The sequence below is a fragment of the Alkalibacillus aidingensis genome (genome assembly GCF_014595945.1).
GTDB classification, from domain to species: domain Bacteria; phylum Bacillota; class Bacilli; order Bacillales; family Alkalibacillaceae; genus Alkalibacillus; species Alkalibacillus aidingensis.
Genome location: NZ_JABXWU010000005.1, coordinates 86,781 through 105,010 on the forward strand (window position 1 = coordinate 86,781; position 18,230 = coordinate 105,010).

General features: G+C 36.9%; 17 protein-coding genes and 2 tRNA genes. 18 read left to right on the forward strand and 1 reads right to left on the reverse strand.

Annotation, left to right across the window (positions count from 1 at the left end):
• Positions 1-449: 449 nt before the first annotated feature.
• The 4 genes from noc to HWQ49_RS09730 all read left to right on the forward strand — a co-directional run bounded on the left by noc (position 450) and on the right by HWQ49_RS09730 (position 3,869).
• Positions 450-1,307 carry a nucleoid occlusion protein gene (noc, locus tag HWQ49_RS09715; protein ID WP_188207420.1) on the forward strand — a complete coding sequence of 286 codons (858 nt, stop codon included), beginning with the start codon at positions 450-452 and terminating at the stop codon, positions 1,305-1,307.
• A 131-nt stretch (positions 1,308-1,438) separates the two neighbouring features.
• Complete coding sequence (locus tag HWQ49_RS09720; protein WP_188207421.1) at positions 1,439-2,212, forward strand: ParA family protein; 774 nt, start codon at positions 1,439-1,441, stop codon at positions 2,210-2,212.
• Positions 2,193-3,035: a ParB/RepB/Spo0J family partition protein gene (locus HWQ49_RS09725; RefSeq protein WP_188207422.1), complete on the forward strand. Its 843-nt coding sequence runs from the start codon at positions 2,193-2,195 to the stop codon at positions 3,033-3,035. The genes HWQ49_RS09720 and HWQ49_RS09725 overlap by 20 nt, the downstream gene beginning before the upstream one ends.
• A 117-nt stretch (positions 3,036-3,152) precedes the next feature.
• Complete coding sequence (locus tag HWQ49_RS09730) at positions 3,153-3,869, forward strand: DUF554 domain-containing protein (RefSeq protein ID WP_188207423.1); 717 nt, start codon at positions 3,153-3,155, stop codon at positions 3,867-3,869.
• 47 nt (positions 3,870-3,916) lie between these two features.
• Here HWQ49_RS09730 and yyaC read toward each other — a convergent pair whose 3' ends face one another.
• Positions 3,917-4,492 carry a spore protease YyaC gene (gene yyaC / locus HWQ49_RS09735; protein ID WP_188207424.1) on the reverse strand — a complete coding sequence of 192 codons (576 nt, stop codon included), beginning with the start codon at positions 4,490-4,492 and terminating at the stop codon, positions 3,917-3,919.
• 82 nt (positions 4,493-4,574) lie between these two features.
• On the opposite strand from yyaC, the gene HWQ49_RS09740 reads away from it, so the two are divergent.
• The 14 genes from HWQ49_RS09740 (at position 4,575) to HWQ49_RS09805 (ending at position 18,205) form a co-directional block, all read left to right on the forward strand.
• Positions 4,575-5,597 (forward strand): YkvI family membrane protein, encoded by a 1,023-nt coding sequence (locus tag HWQ49_RS09740; protein WP_188207425.1) that lies wholly within the window; start codon positions 4,575-4,577, stop codon positions 5,595-5,597.
• Positions 5,598-5,665: 68 nt separating this feature from the next.
• A complete protein-coding gene (locus tag HWQ49_RS09745) occupies positions 5,666-5,848 on the forward strand; it encodes a DUF951 domain-containing protein (protein ID WP_188207426.1) in 183 nt (60 codons plus the stop codon).
• Positions 5,849-6,058: 210 nt separating this feature from the next.
• Complete coding sequence (gene ychF / locus HWQ49_RS09750) at positions 6,059-7,159, forward strand: redox-regulated ATPase YchF (protein WP_188207427.1); 1,101 nt, start codon at positions 6,059-6,061, stop codon at positions 7,157-7,159.
• A 171-nt stretch (positions 7,160-7,330) separates the two neighbouring features.
• On the forward strand, positions 7,331-7,621 hold the full coding sequence (gene rpsF, locus HWQ49_RS09755) for a 30S ribosomal protein S6 (protein ID WP_188207428.1): 291 nt from the start codon (positions 7,331-7,333) through the stop codon (positions 7,619-7,621).
• A gap of 12 nt (positions 7,622-7,633) precedes the next feature.
• On the forward strand, positions 7,634-8,128 hold the full coding sequence (ssb, locus tag HWQ49_RS09760) for a single-stranded DNA-binding protein (RefSeq protein WP_188207429.1): 495 nt from the start codon (positions 7,634-7,636) through the stop codon (positions 8,126-8,128).
• Between the two features lie 24 nt (positions 8,129-8,152).
• Positions 8,153-8,377: a 30S ribosomal protein S18 gene (gene rpsR, locus HWQ49_RS09765; RefSeq protein WP_188207430.1), complete on the forward strand. Its 225-nt coding sequence runs from the start codon at positions 8,153-8,155 to the stop codon at positions 8,375-8,377.
• 959 nt (positions 8,378-9,336) lie between these two features.
• Complete coding sequence (locus HWQ49_RS09770) at positions 9,337-10,278, forward strand: YybS family protein (protein ID WP_188207431.1); 942 nt, start codon at positions 9,337-9,339, stop codon at positions 10,276-10,278.
• Between the two features lie 43 nt (positions 10,279-10,321).
• Entirely contained in the window at positions 10,322-12,295 is a 1,974-nt protein-coding gene (locus HWQ49_RS09775) for a DHH family phosphoesterase (RefSeq protein WP_188207432.1), read from the forward strand.
• Positions 12,292-12,738 carry a 50S ribosomal protein L9 gene (gene rplI, locus HWQ49_RS09780; protein WP_188207433.1) on the forward strand — a complete coding sequence of 149 codons (447 nt, stop codon included), beginning with the start codon at positions 12,292-12,294 and terminating at the stop codon, positions 12,736-12,738. The genes HWQ49_RS09775 and rplI overlap by 4 nt, the downstream gene beginning before the upstream one ends.
• 36 nt (positions 12,739-12,774) lie before the next feature.
• Entirely contained in the window at positions 12,775-14,139 is a 1,365-nt protein-coding gene (gene dnaB, locus HWQ49_RS09785; RefSeq protein WP_188207434.1) for a replicative DNA helicase, read from the forward strand.
• 305 nt (positions 14,140-14,444) lie between these two features.
• A complete protein-coding gene (locus HWQ49_RS09790) occupies positions 14,445-15,731 on the forward strand; it encodes an adenylosuccinate synthase (protein ID WP_188207435.1) in 1,287 nt (428 codons plus the stop codon).
• A gap of 162 nt (positions 15,732-15,893) precedes the next feature.
• Positions 15,894-15,970 (forward strand) — tRNA-Asp (locus HWQ49_RS09795).
• Between the two features lie 263 nt (positions 15,971-16,233).
• Positions 16,234-16,309: transfer RNA gene (locus HWQ49_RS09800), tRNA-Phe, on the forward strand.
• 354 nt (positions 16,310-16,663) lie between these two features.
• Entirely contained in the window at positions 16,664-18,205 is a 1,542-nt protein-coding gene (locus HWQ49_RS09805; protein ID WP_188207436.1) for a peptidoglycan DD-metalloendopeptidase family protein, read from the forward strand.
• Positions 18,206-18,230: the final 25 nt, after the last annotated feature.

Consider the following 18,230-nt stretch of genomic DNA (forward strand, 5'->3'; position numbering starts at 1 on the left):
TAGGCTTATCGTTAATTAGACCTCTTCTAATTGACGGTAATAGCTTCACGAGGCGGGTTAACGTTAATTAGATTGCTTCTCTCGGACATTCTGGGCTTCAAATGGGGCTAAAACGCTCATGAGACCACGTCTCACGGATATTTCGCGCTTCAAACGAAGTCAAAACGGTCTAGAGATTGCTTCTCTCGAACATTTCAAGCCAACTGATTGCCCATAAGTCTTGTGCCCGATCACAATTCAGGTAATGGACACTCTCCATCTAATACGAAGCTTTAAGATCAAATGATAAAGTTTCTCTTTATATTCAACTACTGTTTATGGTAATATAAAAATAGAGAAGAGTGACGTAAAGAGATTATACCCTTGCGTAATATAAATGAAATGTTTCACGTGAAACATTTCATTTTTTACATAGATTAAGAGAGTTGAAGAAGGTGGGTGCCAACTGAATGAGTTCGCTTAGTAGATTGTTTGGCAAGAGTGAGTCTAAACTAGAGGAGAATTCAAACATTCAGGAGAATGAAGTCGTTGAAATAGAGGTTAGTAGGATTCAACGAAATCAGTATCAGCCAAGAACTATTTTTGATGAGGAAAAAATTACGGAACTAGCCCAAACCATTCACACACATGGCATGATTCAACCTATCGTTGTTCGTAAGCTTGAAGAGGAAGACAAGTTTGAATTAATTGCCGGTGAAAGAAGATGGCGTGCTGTTCAATCATTAGAGTGGGAAACAATTCCTGCTATTATCAAAAATATGACAGATACTGAAACAGCATCTGTTGCATTAATTGAAAACTTACAGCGTGAGGAACTAACGGTTGTAGAAGAAGCTATTGCTTATGATCAACTGCTTCATACGCACGGTTTAACGCAAGAAGCATTAGCTCAAAGACTAGGTAAAAGTCAATCTACCATTGCTAATAAATTAAGACTATTAAAGTTGCCTAGTGTTGTTCAGCAGGCACTTTTAAACAAACAGATTACTGAAAGACATGCGAGGGCACTAATTTCGTTAAAAGATGAACAAACTCAGGAACAATTACTATCAAGTATTATTGAAGAACATTTAAATGTTAAACAGACTGAGGAACGGATCCAAGATATACTTCATCCATCAGAAGAACAAGATGAAAAGAAAAAACCAAAACCAAAGGTCCAGGGTGTTAACAAAGATGTAAGAATCGCTTTGAATACCATTAGGCAATCTTTAAACATGGTCCAAGATACAGGTATGGATGTTGAGTCAGAAGAAGAAGATACGGATGATTTTTATCAGATAACGATCAAGATTCCTAAAAAATAATGTTTGATTGGAGTGGTCCCCATCTTTGTCTTGAAAAGATGGGACTTTTTTTCTACCAGTTAACATATAACAATTTATTATTTCGTGATAGAATTATAATAGTTAGATAATAGAGTAGGGCAGGTGACATTATGGGGAAAGTCATTGCCATCGCTAACCAAAAAGGTGGCGTAGGTAAAACAACAACAGCAGTCAATTTGAGTGCTTGTCTAGCAAAATTAGATCATAAAGTCCTTTTAATAGATATAGACCCTCAAGGGAACGCGACTAGTGGGGTAGGCATCAATAAGGGAGATATGAATGCCTGCATTTATGACATTTTAATTGAAGAGGAAGATGCGAGTTCAGTTTGTGTACCTACCAAGGTGCCTAATCTGGATGCTATACCGGCAACTATTCAACTTGCTGGATCTGAAATCGAATTGGTACCTACGATTTCAAGAGAACTTAGGTTGAGAAAAGCATTAGAAAACGTAAGAAATGAGTATGATTACATTATTATTGATTGCCCGCCTTCTTTAGGGTTATTAACCCTTAATGCATTAACAGCAGCTGATAGTGTGATTATCCCAGTACAGTGTGAGTACTACGCTCTAGAAGGGTTAAGTCAGTTATTAAATTCTGTCAGATTAGTTCAAAGAAGGTTAAATCAAAGCTTGCAAATAGAAGGTGTACTACTTACGATGCTTGATGCAAGGACAAATTTAGGTTTGCAAGTGATTGAAGAAGTGAAGAAGTACTTTCAAGATAAAGTCTTTCATTCTGTCATCCCAAGGAATATTCGGTTAGGTGAGGCACCAAGTTATGGGGAGCCTATTATTCAATACGATTCTAAATCCAAAGGAGCAGAGGTTTATAGTGAATTAGCGAAGGAAGTGGTAGCGAATGGCCAAAGGGTTGGGTAAAGGATTGAATTCAATTTTTCAAGATGTTGATTTTCATGAAGAGACAGTCCAAGAAATTGAGTTAAAAGATTGTCGTCCGAATCCATATCAGCCAAGGAAAGTATTTGAAGCTGATGCAATTGAAGAGTTGAAGGATTCAATTTTACAATATGGTGTTCTTCAACCGATTATCGTTCGTCGGGGAATAAAAGGATATGAAATTGTTGTCGGCGAAAGACGTTTTCGAGCGTCTAAGGAAGCAGGGTTAAGCACCATTCCAGCTGTGATTCGTGAGCTATCTGATGAACAAATGATGGAGTTAGCGCTGTTAGAGAATCTACAACGTGAAGATTTAACTCCGATTGAAGAAGCAGAGGCTTATGATCGTCTAATTAATGAATTGAATATCAAACAAGATGAATTAGCCAAGAGGTTGGGTAAAAGTCGCCCCCACATTACCAATATGATCAGGTTATTGTCGCTTCCAGAGAAGGTGCGTGCTATGGTAAATAGTAAAGAACTCACAATGGGGCATGCGCGTGCACTCCTTTCGATCAAAGACGAAGAACAATTATTACTTGTCGTTGAAAAGATTAAAAAGGAACATTTGAACGTTCGCCAAGTTGAACAGCTAATCACTAAGCTAAATGATAAAACTAATAAAAAGAAGAAATCGCAAACGAAGAAGGATGTATTTATAGCATCAAAAGAATCGGAACTCCAAGAGCGTTTAGGAACAGGTGTTAATATTCAGCAAGGGAAACGAAAAGGGAAGATTGAAATTGAATACTTTGACCGAGATGATCTTGATCGAATTATCGATTTATTAGTTAAAGCTGAATAACTAAAAGAGTCTATTCTTTAATAAGAATAGACTCCTTTTTTATAATAATTTAAAGTAGGGTTTCACGTGAAACATTAATATTACATACATCAATTGATGCAGATTGGGTGATCTTAGATGGAGCTATTAGGACCTATAGTAAATGGTGTTGGAATTATCGTTGGTACATTAATTGGATTGTTTTTCACAAAAATACCGGAGAGATTTAAAGAAACAATCATGAGTGGTATTGGATTGACTGTTATCATTATTGGTTTATCAATGGGGTTTGCCTCGGACCGAATTGTCGTGATTTTGCTAAGCTTATTGACCGGAGCTATTTTGGGTGAAGGTATTGATTTGGACGAAAAATTGAATCGATTAGGTTCATTTATTGAATTAAAATTTAAAAAAGAGGGTAGCGAATCCAGGATTGCAGAAGGCTTTGTTACCGCTTCATTGATATTCGTGATCGGAGCATTAGCAGTTGTTGGTGCGTTAGATAGTGGCCTTCGAGGAGATCATGAAATCTTATTCACAAAAGCTCTTATTGATGGGTTTGTAGCATTAGTTTTAACGACTACACTTGGTATTGGAGTTGTATTTTCAGCACTTCCCGTTGTTCTTTATGAAGGTGGGATCGCCTTGTTTGCTACCCAAATTGATCAGTGGATCCCGGAAGATTTATTGGAATTGTTTATAGAAGACATGACAGCAACAGGTGGCTTACTAATAGTGGCAATTGGGCTAAATCTATTAAAAATCACTCATATTCGAGTAGCCAATCTATTACCTAGCTTATTGACTGTTGGAATTGTGTTGTACGCTTATATTCAAATCGGGAGCTTGTTTTAGATAGAAGTTGGGCCTATAGCTTTCTAGTTATGGCCCAACTTCTATTTTTATGCATTAATGATTGTCTTTTTAGCCAAACGAAAATCAACGACCCATAGAGATTTAGCAACACCTTCTGCCATATCCATGACCGTTTTCAGCCTTGTTGACTGTAGCACATTAAAATTCAAGTAGCCACCAGTATTGACATAGCCTTTAATAAAGTAATCGCCTACAGGCTCTGTTTTTCGCTCAAGGGCTGTTCCTGGTTTTAATGGTCCATTACCGATTTCGATTTGCTTGACTCTTTTTAGTGAACCTAATGCAGCATCAACGGCTATTATAAATGGGTTTTGGTATTGGCTATTTATATAATCAATTTGTTCGTTAAGGTTTTTGGCATGGACTGGGTGGTCTAGAGTTCCATATACAGAAACTCGCCTTAGGTGACGCTTGTTTAACAATGTACCTGTTAAGGGACCGAGACTATCTCCTGTAGATCGGTCTGATCCGATGCAGAGAATAACAACTTCAGCATTTGAAGGAATGGCCACAGTAATATGATTAGCTAACTTCCAACTCATTAATGGTTCATCACTATTAACTAAGTGGTTTATAGAAGAATCAGCAAAGTTATTAGACATAGATTTAACCCCTTGTACATACTTTTTAATAGTATATGAAAATTTGAAACGATTTATACTTATGTAGCAATGGAGGAAATCTATGATACGAGGATTTCGATGGGTTGGATTAATTATTGCAACGATGGTTGGGGCAGGTTATGCATCAGGTCGGGAAATATGGGAGTTCTTTGGACATGAAAGTGGACTAGCAATTGTTTTGTTTGCAATATTATTTATAGTTAGCTGTCATGTTACATTGACATTGAGTTATGAATTAAAATCTAAACATTATATTCCAGTGTTAAAAGTTTTATTAGGGGAAAAAGTAACTAGATTATATGATGGATGTATTTTGTTGTATTTGTTTACAACTATTTTTGTGATGATCTCCGGAAGTGGAGCAGCCGTATCTATGTTTGAACTTCCTTTTATCTCCGGGGTTATACTGATGATCTTTGGTTTGTTAATTATTATACCTCGAGGAATGGATGGAGTTTTATCCATTAATAGATTTTTATTACCGATGATGATTGTTACCTTACTAACAACATTAATTTTGTTCATTATAAAAGAACATGTGCCTGTTGTTTATCATTTAACAGAACAGTCAAATTGGGCATCCTCAATTCCTTTTACATCATTGAATGTTTTGCCTTTAATTGCAGTATTAGGAGCAATAGGGAAAGAGATTAAAAGTAAAAAAGAAGTTTATGTTGCTAGTATAGGAAGTGGTGTCGTATTGGGGGTTGTTTCATATTTATATAACGTGAGCTTAACTCATGTGGCCGATCAGCTCTATTTTTATGAAATACCACTATTTGCGATCCTTTACGATTATCCTGTGCAAATATTTCTTATGATGGCTGGCTTATTAATTTTTGCTATTTATACGACGGCATTAACCAGTTTATTTGGATTAATTTCGAGGTTAGAAGCGGTTATTCCATTAAGTAAAGGTAAACTAGGTGTCGTGATTATCGGAGTGGCATTGCCGTTTGCGTTTGTTGGCTTTAGTACACTGGTTAGTTTCCTTTACCCTTTATATGGAGTCATTAACTTATATGTATTAGCTACCATATTATTGTATCCAATAGTTAAACGAGCAGAACAGTTTAAAATTTGATAAAATAATAGTAGAAAAGAATCCTAAACTATAATTATTAGTTACATTACAAAAAGGGGTTGAGCTGGATGAGTAAGAGAGATTATGAACTAAACGATCTTGTTGAGATGAAAAAACCACACCCTTGTGGCTCTAACCAGTGGAAAATAATTAGGTTAGGTATGGATATTCGTATTAAATGTCAAGGATGTCAACATAGTGTGTTGTTACCAAGGAAGAAATTTGAAAAGGGTCTAAAAAATATACTTTAATTTAAGAAAAAATGATGTTTCACGTGAAACATTTTTTATTAAAAAAAGGTTTAATGTAATTAATTATATAATTTTGAATAACAAAGGTGAAAATGCCTTTGTTTTTTTGTTTTTGCTACAGCTTGTTTTTTTGCTTATGAATCACTATAATTGGTATGACTAATCTTGATTTAGATGATTGGGAACGGAATTGAAGGAGTGGAGTGTTACATGTCATTAACAGCAGGGATCGTTGGTTTGCCGAACGTAGGGAAATCAACCTTATTTAATGCGATTACTCAAGCGGGGGCATTATCAGCAAATTACCCATTTGCGACGATTGACCCTAACGTAGGTATTGTAGAGGTACCGGATCAACGCTTGCATAAACTGACGGAATTAGTGAAACCACAAAAAACTATACCAACATCATTTGAATTTACTGATATCGCTGGTATTGTAGAGGGTGCAAGTAAGGGAGAAGGTCTGGGAAATCAATTTTTATCACATATTAGACAAGTTGATGCTATTTGTCATGTTGTGCGTTGTTTCTCAGATGAAAATATTACACATGTATCAGGGACAGTGGATCCAATTAGTGATATAGAAACAATTAATCTTGAATTAATTCTTGCAGACCTAGAGACCATCATGAAGCGTTACCCTAAAGTAGAGAAATTAGCAAAACAGAAAGATAAAGAAGCGAGTTACGAGTTCGAAGTATTAGAGAAATTAAAAAATGCATTTGAAAACGAACAGCCTGCAAGAGCTATTGACTTTACAAAGGAACAGATGAAGTATGTTAAGCAATTACACTTATTAACGATTAAACCAATATTATATGTAGCCAATGTTGGTGAAGATGAGCTTTTAGATATTGAAGGTAATGAAAACGTACAAAAGGTTAAGGAATATGCCGCAAATGAAGACGCTGGTGTGATTGTCGTCTGCGCTAAGGTAGAATCTGAAATTGCTGAATTAGAGGGAGAAGAAAAAGAAGAGTTCCTAGAAGAATTGGGCATTGAGGAATCTGGATTAGATCAATTGATTAGGGCGTCATATGATATGTTAGGTTTAGCCACTTATTTTACTGCAGGTGAAAAAGAAGTACGTGCTTGGACATTCAAAAAAGGTATGACTGCTCCACAAGCAGCTGGAATTATTCATACAGACTTTGAACGTGGTTTCATCCGTGCTGAGACAGTTTCTTATGACGATCTGGTGAATGCTGGATCTATGGCTACGGCAAGGGATCAGGGGAAAGTGCGACTAGAAGGTAAGGAGTATCTTGTCCAAGACGGAGATGTCATTCATTTTAGATTTAACGTGTAGTTCTTTTAGATTTTTAAACTAAAAGAATTGATAATAATTTAAAATGGATCTATTTTTTGTTGTAAGTTTAGCTACGGTTTGATATAATCTTATGTTGTGAGTAATGAAAAGAAATTACTCCTTGCTCCATTAATAGGTGGAGCCGCTAAGTCCAAGAGGAGGTGAAGACGGATGAATAAATACGAAATCATGTACATCATCCGCCCAGATGTTGAGGAGGAAGCTCGTAAAGATGTAGTTGAGCGCTTCAACAAAGTCTTAACTGACAATGGTGCGGAAGTTGAAAACGTAGACGAAATGGGTTCGCGTCGTTTAGCTTATGAAATCAATGATTACCGTGATGGTTATTACGTAGTTGTTAATTTCTCAGGCGATGCTAACGCAGTTGAAGAATTTAATCGTCAAGCGAAGTTCACTGACGATATTATTCGTCACATGGCTATTCGCGAAGACGATCAATAAGGAGTGTTTGATGTGTTGAATCGTGTTGTATTAGTTGGAAGATTAACCAAAGACCCTGAATTGCGTTATACGCCAAACGGAGTGGCTGTTGCAAACTTTACTGTAGCTGTAAATAGACCATTCTCAAATCAACAAGGAAATCGAGAAGCAGATTTCATTAATTGTGTGATCTGGAGACGCCCAGCAGAAAACCTAGCTAATTATATGAGAAAGGGTAGTATGGTAGGCGTTGATGGTCGGATTCAAACACGCAGTTTTGAAGGCCAAGATGGCAAACGAGTTTTTATGACAGAAGTTGTAGCAGATAGCGTGCAATTCCTTGAATCAAAAGGTTCAAGTCAGGGTGGACAAGGTTCTCAAGCTGGACACACATCAAACCCAAACCAAAACCAAGCACAACCATCAAATCCAAGTGGATTCCAACAACAGAACGCAAAAGAAAGTGAGAATCCATTCGAAGATAATGGTGAACCAGTCGACTTATCGGATGACGATTTACCATTTTAAAAAAGTTTAAAAGGAGGGTTTCTAATGGCACGTCGTGGACGCAAGCGTCGTAAGGTTTGTTATTTCAAAACGAATAACATTACACACATCGACTATAAAGATGTTGATCTTTTAAAGCGTTTCATTTCTGAGCGTGGTAAAATTTTACCTCGTCGTGTAACTGGAACTTCTGCAAAATATCAACGTAAATTAACAAGAGCTATTAAACGCGCAAGACAAATGGCATTATTGCCGTATGTCTCTGAGTAAGTATACTAAAAAAGACATCCATTTATTGTGGATGTCTTTTTTAATGGAAATAGTCCGAGTTACTCTGATGATTGATTGGATATGAATTACAATATTTTGGTTTTAAACTAATGCTATTCATTACACAAAAAGAATAGGATATGGTGTTCATTAATTTATGTATGGTCAGTAGTTTTTAATTGACGGAAAAGGCTTCGTGAAGTGGTGGAGCGTTAAATAGACTGCTTCTAATTGACGGAAAAAGTTTCGTGAGGTGGTGGAGCGTTAAATAGACTGCTTCTAATTGACGGAAAAAGTTTCGTGAGGTGGTGGAGCGTTAAATAGACTGCTTCTAATTGACGGAAAAGGCTTCGTGAGGTGGCGAAGTGTTAATTAGATCGTTTCTAATTGACGGAAAAAGCTTCGTGAGGTGGTGGAGCGTTAATTAGATCGTTTCTAATTGACGGAAAAGGCTTCGTGAAGTGATGGAACGTTAAATAGACTGCTTCTAATTGACAGTAATATCTTCACCTGATGGTAAAACGTCATTGAGAGCACGCCTCTCGGACATTTTGCGCTTCATATGGGTTCAAAACGTCATTGAGAGCACGCCTCTCGGACATTTTGCGCTTCATATGGGTTCAAAACGTCATTGAAAGCACGCCTCTCGGACATTTTGCGCTTCATATGGGTTCAAAACGTCATTGAGAGCACGTCTCTCGGACATTTTACGCCACCTAATTGCTCATAATGTCCTTGAGCCTGATCATAAAGCTGAGTAATTGAACATTACCCATCCAAAAGCAATCATTTTTAAAAGAACTATCAGTTATAAGTTTGAATCAATACCTGTTCAATTACTTATATATGATGTATGATAAATGCAACTATATAATAGGGTTTGTTTTTACACAAATGATCTAGTATTGATAAAATGTTATTATGGTTGGAATTCAATTTTAAGAGGTGCACAGGAAACGATGAATGAATCAAAGAAGCTTACGGAAGGTGCCATATTAAGTGCTATATTCATTGTCTTATTAATTGCCACTTTCTATATACCCTTTTTAAGTATTATTTCCGTGTTTGTATTACCGGTGCCGTTTGTCATCTATACAGCAAAATATGGAATCAAACCAGCATTAGTTATGTTTGCAGTTGCTATTTTGCTTAGTATGATGTTAATGACGATCTTCTCTCTACCGATTGTATTATTGGTTGGATTAGGAGGTATGGCGATTGGAATGGCTATTGATGCCAAAAAAGAACCATACGAAACTTGGGCACAAGGTACCGTAGGATTTTCACTAAGTTTAGCCATCATCTATGTAGTTACTCAATTTATTTTTGAGTTAAACTGGGTTGATGAATTCGTCTTACTTATGGAAGACTCATTACAGACAACGGTCTCAATGTTTGATCAATTTGGAGCTGGAATTAGCCAGGAAGAAGTTGAAGCTATAGAGGCGATGATGCGCGAATTAATTTATTTAATACCAACGGGAATTGTTTTAATTGGAATAATCCTAGCTTTCCTTTCTCAGTGGATTAGTTATCAAGTAATTAATCGCTTAGAGGGCACAAACTATTCATTCCCAGCTTTTCGTCAATTCAGATTGCCATCATCAGTGATTTGGATTTTCTTATTAGGTATTATATTGACTTGGATCTATACCGACCCAGCTGATACGATGTATTTAGCTGCTGTAAATTTATATACACTACCAGGATTATTAATCGTTTTACAAGGACTGTCATTTATATTTTTCTTTACGTACTATAAAAATTGGTCAAAGGCAATACCAATCATAACTGTCATCTTTTTCATATTGTTCCCGTTCTTACTTCTTTATCCACTTAGAATTTTAGGTATAATTGACTTAGGGTTTCAGTTACGGGATCGATTAACTGATAAGGGTTAATGGTCGGTTTAAATTTGTCTACCTGTTGGGAGATGACGTTGAAATGAACGATGTGAAGAACCTGATCGTAAATAAAAATGTTTGGTTATTATACGGATTAGCGGGCATTTTAACGGGAATTGTAATCTATTATCAGTGGATAATCGGGATTATATTAACGATAGTGTTAGCATTAATTATCTTTCTTTCTTTTAGAACGGAAGAGCGGTTAAAAAAGAAGACAGAGCAATATATCTCCACGTTATCTTATCGCGTTAAAAAAGTAGGAGAAGAAGCTCTGTTAGAAATGCCGTTTGGAATTATTCTTTTTAATGATGAGTACCAAATAGAATGGGCTAATCCTTATATGAATGATTTTGTCGGCAGTGATGAGACGCTTATTGGCGAGACGTTAACCGTACTTTCAGAGGATTTAATTTCTGCTGTTAAGGATGACTCCGAGGAGTTTTGGTTCCAAATTGATGGACGGCAGTATCAATCTATTATTAAAAGAGAAGAACGTTTAATTTATTTATTTGACCGAACAGAGCAAATGGAGCTAGAAAACCGTTATCAAAATGAGGAGACGGTTCTAGCTGTTATATTTCTTGATAACTACGAAGAATTAACTCAGGCAATGGATGACACACTGAAAAGTCAGATGAATTCAAAAGTAACCTCGTTATTAAATGAATGGTCTAATGATTATGGGTTTTACCTTAAACGTACGTCCCAAGAAAGATTTCTAGCTGTTATGAATAAGGAAATATTAGATCAGTTAGAAAGTACTAAATTTGAAATCCTAGATGAGGTTAGAGAATTAATTTCAGATCAGAATGTCCCACTTACGTTAAGTATTGGTATTGGAAAGGGAGCATCAGATTTACCTGAATTAGGTGAATTGGCCCAATCAAGCCTGGACTTAGCTTTAGGCCGGGGTGGTGACCAAGTTGCAATTAAAAATGAACACGGGAAGGTCAAATTCTATGGTGGTAAAACCAATCCGATGGAGAAGCGAACTCGTGTCCGTGCGCGCGTGATCTCACACGCTTTAAGAGAGCTAGTCAATGCGAGTGAAAAAGTGATTATTATGGGACATCAATCTCCAGATATGGATTCTATTGGTGCATCTGTAGGTGTATTAAAAATGGCCCAACAAAATGAGAAGGATGGTTTTGTTGTGTTTGACCCGGATGGAGTTAATACTGGGGTGCAGAAGTTAATGGATGAGATTGAGGATGATGAATCATTATCAAACTGGTTCATTACACCAGATCAAGCCATGGATATTGTGACGAAGAATACGTTAGTCGTTGTCGTGGATACCCACAAACCATCCATGGTTATGGAAGAAAGGTTACTAACAAAAACAGAGCATGTCGTCGTGATCGATCATCACAGACGTGCTGAGGAGTTCGTTGAGGATCCAACACTTGTCTATATGGAGCCATATGCATCTTCTACAGCTGAGTTAGTTACTGAGCTTCTCCAGTACCAAGACGGGCGTGTGAAACTAAGTACGTTAGAGTCGTCAGCATTATTAGCAGGGATCATTGTGGATACCAAGTCCTTTACCTTACGAACAGGATCAAGAACTTTTGATGCAGCTTCCTACCTACGTTCAAAGGGAGCAGATACAGTCTTTGTCCAGAAAATGCTGAAAGAGGATTTGGACCTTTATGTAAAAAGAAGTGAACTAATTAAAAGTGCAACACTTTACGAAGAGGGTGTCGCGATAGCAAAAGGTAAAGAAGGCGATACCTATGGAGCTATTGTCCTTGCGCAAGCTGCAGACACATTGCTGACGATGGACGGTGTAAAGGCATCCTTCGTGATTTCTGAACGTACTGATGGAAGAATTGGAATCAGTGCTAGATCATTAGGTGAGGTAAATGTTCAAGTGATCATGGAGAAAATGAATGGTGGAGGCCATTTAACTAATGCTGCTACACAATTAGAAGATACAACAATTGATCAAGTTGAAGAACAATTACGCGAAATTATAGATGAATATTTGCAAGGGGGAGATTCTTCATGAAAGTAATTTTTACAAAGGATGTTAAAGGTAAAGGTAAAAAGGGAGAAGTTAAAAATGTATCGGAAGGTTATGCAAGAAACTATTTGTTTAAGCATAACTTAGCCGTCGAAGCATCAAAAGGAAACCTAAAACAGCTAGAAGGTCAAAAGAAAAAGCAAGAAGAACAAGAACAACAAGAATTAGATGAGGCAAAGAAATTAAAAGAAACAATCGAGAACCTGACTGTTGAATTAACTGCAAAATCAGGTGAATCGGGTCGATTATTTGGTTCTGTAACTAGTAAACAAATCGGTGAAGAACTGAAGAAGACTCACAACATAAAAGTAGATAAGCGTAAAATAGAGCTCGACGATCCAATTCGCAATTTAGGCTACACAAATGTACCAGTGAAATTACACCCTGATGTAACAGCAACCCTAAGAGTCCATGTAAAAGAACAATAATGATTTGATCGTTCCGAATTTGAAGGAGGAACCGATGTGTCAGAACAATTAACACAAGACCGTACACCCCCTCATAATATTGAGGCAGAGCAAGCTGTATTGGGTGCTGTCTTTTTAGAACCGGACGCAATTGTAACGGCTTCGGAAATATTAGTCCCAGAGGATTTTTATCGTGTTAGTCATAAACGAATCTTTGAAGTGATGATGCGTTTAAATGATAAAGGGGAACCTATTGATCTTGTAACGGTGACTACAGCTTTAACCGATCAAGAAATGTTAAACGATATTGGTGGTGTCTCTTATTTAACCGATATCGCAAACTCAGTTCCTACGGCCGCTAATATAGAGTACTACGCTAGAATTGTAGAGGAGAAATCAACTTTAAGACAAGTGATCTCAGCTGCAACTAGTATTGTCACAAAGACTTATGAAGAAGGCGATGAAGTAACTGATTTATTAGACCATGCTGAAAGGTCGATTCTAGATATTTCTCAAGATAAGTCATCTGGAAAGTTTCGTAATATTAGAGATGTCTTGATTAATGTCTATGATAATATCGAACAACTCCATCACCACGATGAAGAGGTTACGGGAGTTCCAACAGGATTTAAAGATTTAGATCATATTACTTCAGGCTTTCAAAAAAATGATTTGATTATAATAGCTGCACGTCCATCTGTTGGTAAGACAGCTTTTGCCTTAAATATCGCACAAAATGTTGCTATTAATTCAACAGAAAATGTCGCTTTATTTAGTTTAGAGATGGGAGCCGAACAGCTAGTTAGCCGTATGCTTTGTGCAGAAGGTAACATTGATGCACAGAGATTACGTACAGGTAATTTAGAAGAAGAAGACTGGGGTAAGTTAACCATGGCCATGGGAAGCTTATCTAATGCAGGTATTTTTATAGATGATACGCCAGGTGTAAAAGTTAATGAAATTCGCTCTAAATGTCGTCGACTCAAACAAGAACAAGGTTTAGGCATGATCATGATTGACTATTTACAGCTAATTCAAGGTTCAGGAAGCAGCAAGGAGAATAGACAACAAGAGGTATCAGAAATTTCTCGTTCCTTAAAAGCCTTAGCTCGTGAACTAGAGGTCCCTGTAATTGCCCTATCACAGCTATCACGTGGAGTTGAGCAACGACAAGATAAACGTCCGATGATGTCTGACTTACGTGAATCAGGAAGTATTGAGCAGGACGCTGATATTGTCGGCTTCTTATACCGTGATGACTATTATGAAGAAGATAGTGAAAAAGAAAATATTATCGAAATTATTATTGCTAAGCAGCGTAACGGTCCAGTTGGAACAGTCGAGCTAGCATTTGTAAAAGAGTATAATAAATTTGTAGACTTAGACAGGCGCTATGATGACGCCGATATTCCACCTGCCTAAAAAATTACGCTCGGTTAACGTCCGTCACCAACACTTAACTTTAACCGATCTGAAAATTTAAGCTGTCCTAATAGTTAGTTGCACTGACTATTAGGACAGCTTTTTCATGTATTAATAGAAATTAAAAGCTAAGACTAAGAAAATAATGAAGCTCTGTTTCTAGTATTATAATTTCTTGGACTAAACACGTACATTAAACCCTTTATCCTCTATATAAATTCGTGTTTTGGATTGAACTATTTGAGTATTATTGATATTATTGTTTTTGGTTAAGTTAATTATGAATGTTTAGGAGGACCTCTTAAATGACAACAGCAATCGTCGTGGGTACACAATGGGGAGACGAAGGAAAAGGTAAGATTACCGACTTCTTAGCGCAACAAGCAGATATCGTTGCTCGTTATCAAGGTGGTGATAACGCGGGACACACCATAAAATTCAATGGTGATACATATCATTTGCATTTAATTCCATCAGGTGTGTTCTATCCAAATAAGCTATGTGTTTTAGGAAATGGAATGGTGATTAATCCAGAATCACTATTAAAAGAAATGGATTATGTCAGTCAATTCGGTGTTTCGTTAGATCATTTGAAAGTAAGTGATCGTGCACATGTAATTATGCCTTATCACCTAAAACTTGATGAACTACAAGAGCAGAATAAGGGTAAGGACAAACAAATTGGCACCACTAAAAAAGGGATTGGCCCTGCATATAGCGATAAAGTGAACCGGACTGGGATTAGAATGGCAGATTTAATTGACCCTGAACGTCTATATGAAAAAGTAATTGAACAAGTACATGAAAAAAATATTATATTAGAGAAGATATATGGTGCAGACAAGCTTGATGCTGAGAAGATCTATGAAGAATATAAGAGTTATGGCGAGAAAATAGCTCCATTTGTTACCGATACATCACTTGTGTTAGATGAATCCACTTCTGAAGGCCAACACGTCCTTTTTGAAGGAGCACAAGGCGTGATGTTAGATGTTGACCATGGCACATACCCATATGTCACTTCATCAAGTACTTCAGCTGCAGGTGTGGCAACCGGAAGTGGTATAGGTCCAAATAAAATTAATCGTATTATTGGTGTTTCAAAGGCATATACGACACGAGTGGGAGATGGTCCATTTCCTACTGAGCTTTCTAACGAAGTGGGCAAAAGAATCCGTGATATAGGTAAGGAGTATGGAACGACTACAGGAAGACCGAGACGAGTTGGTTGGTTTGATGCCGTAGTTGTCAACCATGCAAGACGAACTAGTGGCATTACTGATCTATCTCTTAACTCACTTGATGTACTAACGGGACTTGATACCGTTAAGATTTGTGTAGGTTACCGTTTGAGTGATGAAGTCATAAAAGGTTATCCGGCTAATCTAAAGAAGTTGGAAAAGTGTGAACCTGTTTATGAAGAAATGCCAGGCTGGAGTGAGGATTTAACAGAGGTTAAGGCTTTTGATGACCTACCTAAGGAAGCTCAACATTATATTCAACGAATAGAGTCCTTAACTGGAGTAGATGTTGCGATATTCTCCGTAGGACCCGATCGAGAGCAAACGATTGTTCGAAAAGAGATATACTAATCATGAAGCCCAGTCATGGCTTTTTGCCAGACTGGGTAGATTTTTTAATACTATATTTTGTTGGTTATACGACCTAAGGAAATATTTTATAAGAAAAAATTTAAAAATAACTTGTCAAAGCTTTTCATCATGTGGTAATATTAACGCTGTCGACAAAATAGTGGTCCGGTAGTTCAGTTGGTTAGAATGCCTGCCTGTCACGCAGGAGGTCGCGGGTTCGAGTCCCGTCCGGACCGCCATTATTCATAAGATAGCCTAAATTGAATAAACTAATTATGAGAATGACCCAAATCTGTGAGCACAAATCACAACATAAAATAAGCGTGCGACTTAACAATAATTCAATAAGACATATGGCTCGGTAGCTAAGCGTAAACATCGGAGAATAAACATCAAAGTAGCTTTGCGAGCAAGCAATCATCAGCGAATAACCCAAATCTGTGAGCACAAATCACAGACATAAAATAAGCGTGCGACTTAACAATAATTCAATAAGACATATGGCTCGGTAGCTCAGTCGGTAGAGCAACGGACTGAAAATCCGTGTGTCGGCGGTTCGATTCCGTCCCGAGCCACCATTATTAATCACACAGTTAAATAAAGCTGTGTATTTTTTATGAGAAAAATGTCGTATGTCTAATATAACAATTTTATTACATAGTTTTGAAAATTCTGAAATAAAGAGATACAAAGAGTGAAAAAATACACTTTTTGTATCTTTTTACTTAGGACAATTACAATAAATTACTAATTATTATACAAATAGATTACAATATTGAAAACTAGGTTTATTTTGTGACTAAAGTTATGGTAGATTAATAACGTACAAGCGCAAAAAAAGCAGATTCATATAATAATATAGATTACTCATTTATTTAAAAGAGAAAATGTGTAGAAACAAAGGCAAATTGGGGGAGGAAACCTTGGTTAACTTGTCTAAGTTATTTGAAAATATTAGAGATAGATTAACAATTAGTAAGAAAGTCTTGATACCAACCATTATAGGTACTGGCTTGGTTATAGGCACAGTTTATGCTGATACAATGGATGAAAACTTATCGAATGTTTACCACGTATACGTTGATGGTAAACATGTTGGAACGGTAAAGGATCAAGAGGAAGTTGAGAACTTCATTGATCAAAAAGCCAACGATGCTCAGAGTAACTATCAAGATGTTGATTTAGTCCCGTCAGAAGAAATTGATTTTGTTGAAGAATTTGTTTTTTCACCTGATTATGACACCGAAAAAGTAAAAGATACTTTAGAGAATACATTAACTTACGAAGCATCAGCTGTTGAGATTAAGGTGAATGATGAATTAATTGGTTATGTTAATGATCTTGATGTAGCGAATCAAGCAGTCAATCAGGTTGTTCAAAAATACTTACCAGATAGTGTTGATCAGGAGATGAACTTGTTATCAGAAGAACCGATTTTAGAAGATGGTTCTACTCAAGAAATCGGACTATTACCGATGAGTATTTATGATCGTGAAATGTTCCAATCAGAAAAAAGTGACCAAAATGAAATACAACAACAAACCATCGAGTTAAATGACGGTTCATTAGTATTAGACGTTGGGTTCACTGAAAACGTTACAGTTGAAAAAACATCTGTTGATCCATCACAACTTTTAGATGTTGACCAACTTGTCAAATTATTTGAACGAGGGACCTTAACAGATCGAATGCATACAATAGGTGAAAACGAGGTCTTAGGCCAAGTCGCTTCTCAGTATGATTTAAGTATGGATGAACTGCTTGACTTAAATCCTGAGTTAGAAGAGGATAGCGTTATTCAAGTTGGTCAAGAGGTAAATGTAACAGCTCTTACATCTTATGTAGATGTAACCTATACAGAAGAAATTACTGAAGAAGAATCCATTAGTTATGATACTGTAACAGAACAAACTGATGATTTATACAAAGGTGAATCTAGAGTTAAGCAACAAGGATCTGACGGTAAAAAACGGGTCACTTACGAAGTAACTACTAAGAATGATGAAGTAGTAGAAGAGAAGGTTATAGAGGAAGAAGTACTTGAAGAACCAAAAGACCACATTATAGAGGAAGGTACAAAAGTTATTTCTTCCCGTGGAACAGGTGACTTCGCTTGGCCAGCAGTTGGTGGTCGCATCTCAAGTCATATGGGACCAAGATGGGGTTCCTACCATAGAGGAATTGATATTGCAGGTGTAAGCGACCGTTCCATCTTAGCTGCCGATAATGGTGTTGTCGTGTCAGCTGGTTGGGGAAATAATAGCTACGGTAATAGAGTCGTTATTGATCACAACAACGGCTACGAAACTCTCTATGCTCATTTATCCTCTATTGATGTAAGTGTTGGTCAAACCGTTCGAAAAGGACAAAAGATAGGGGTTATGGGATCCACCGGTAACTCTACAGGCACACACTTACATTTTGAAATAACCAAAAATGGATCGCTAGTTAATCCAGTTGATTATTTAAGATAAAAGTTAAAACCTCTAGCCAAGTAGC

Excerpts from the sequence above, each read along its gene's own strand:
- noc (WP_188207420.1), top strand. The coding sequence starts at position 450 with ATGAGTTCGCTTAGTAGATTGTTTGGCAAGAGTGAGTCTAAACTAGAG.
- HWQ49_RS09720 (WP_188207421.1), top strand. The coding sequence starts at position 1,439 with ATGGGGAAAGTCATTGCCATCGCTAACCAAAAAGGTGGCGTAGGTAAA.
- HWQ49_RS09725 (WP_188207422.1), top strand. The coding sequence starts at position 2,193 with ATGGCCAAAGGGTTGGGTAAAGGATTGAATTCAATTTTTCAAGATGTT.
- HWQ49_RS09730 (WP_188207423.1), top strand. The coding sequence starts at position 3,153 with ATGGAGCTATTAGGACCTATAGTAAATGGTGTTGGAATTATCGTTGGT.
- yyaC (WP_188207424.1), bottom strand. The coding sequence starts at position 4,492 with ATGTCTAATAACTTTGCTGATTCTTCTATAAACCACTTAGTTAATAGT.
- HWQ49_RS09740 (WP_188207425.1), top strand. The coding sequence starts at position 4,575 with ATGATACGAGGATTTCGATGGGTTGGATTAATTATTGCAACGATGGTT.
- HWQ49_RS09745 (WP_188207426.1), top strand. The coding sequence starts at position 5,666 with ATGAGTAAGAGAGATTATGAACTAAACGATCTTGTTGAGATGAAAAAA.
- ychF (WP_188207427.1), top strand. The coding sequence starts at position 6,059 with ATGTCATTAACAGCAGGGATCGTTGGTTTGCCGAACGTAGGGAAATCA.
- rpsF (WP_188207428.1), top strand. The coding sequence starts at position 7,331 with ATGAATAAATACGAAATCATGTACATCATCCGCCCAGATGTTGAGGAG.
- rpsR (WP_188207430.1), top strand. The coding sequence starts at position 8,153 with ATGGCACGTCGTGGACGCAAGCGTCGTAAGGTTTGTTATTTCAAAACG.
- HWQ49_RS09770 (WP_188207431.1), top strand. The coding sequence starts at position 9,337 with ATGAATGAATCAAAGAAGCTTACGGAAGGTGCCATATTAAGTGCTATA.
- HWQ49_RS09775 (WP_188207432.1), top strand. The coding sequence starts at position 10,322 with ATGAACGATGTGAAGAACCTGATCGTAAATAAAAATGTTTGGTTATTA.
- rplI (WP_188207433.1), top strand. The coding sequence starts at position 12,292 with ATGAAAGTAATTTTTACAAAGGATGTTAAAGGTAAAGGTAAAAAGGGA.
- HWQ49_RS09790 (WP_188207435.1), top strand. The coding sequence starts at position 14,445 with ATGACAACAGCAATCGTCGTGGGTACACAATGGGGAGACGAAGGAAAA.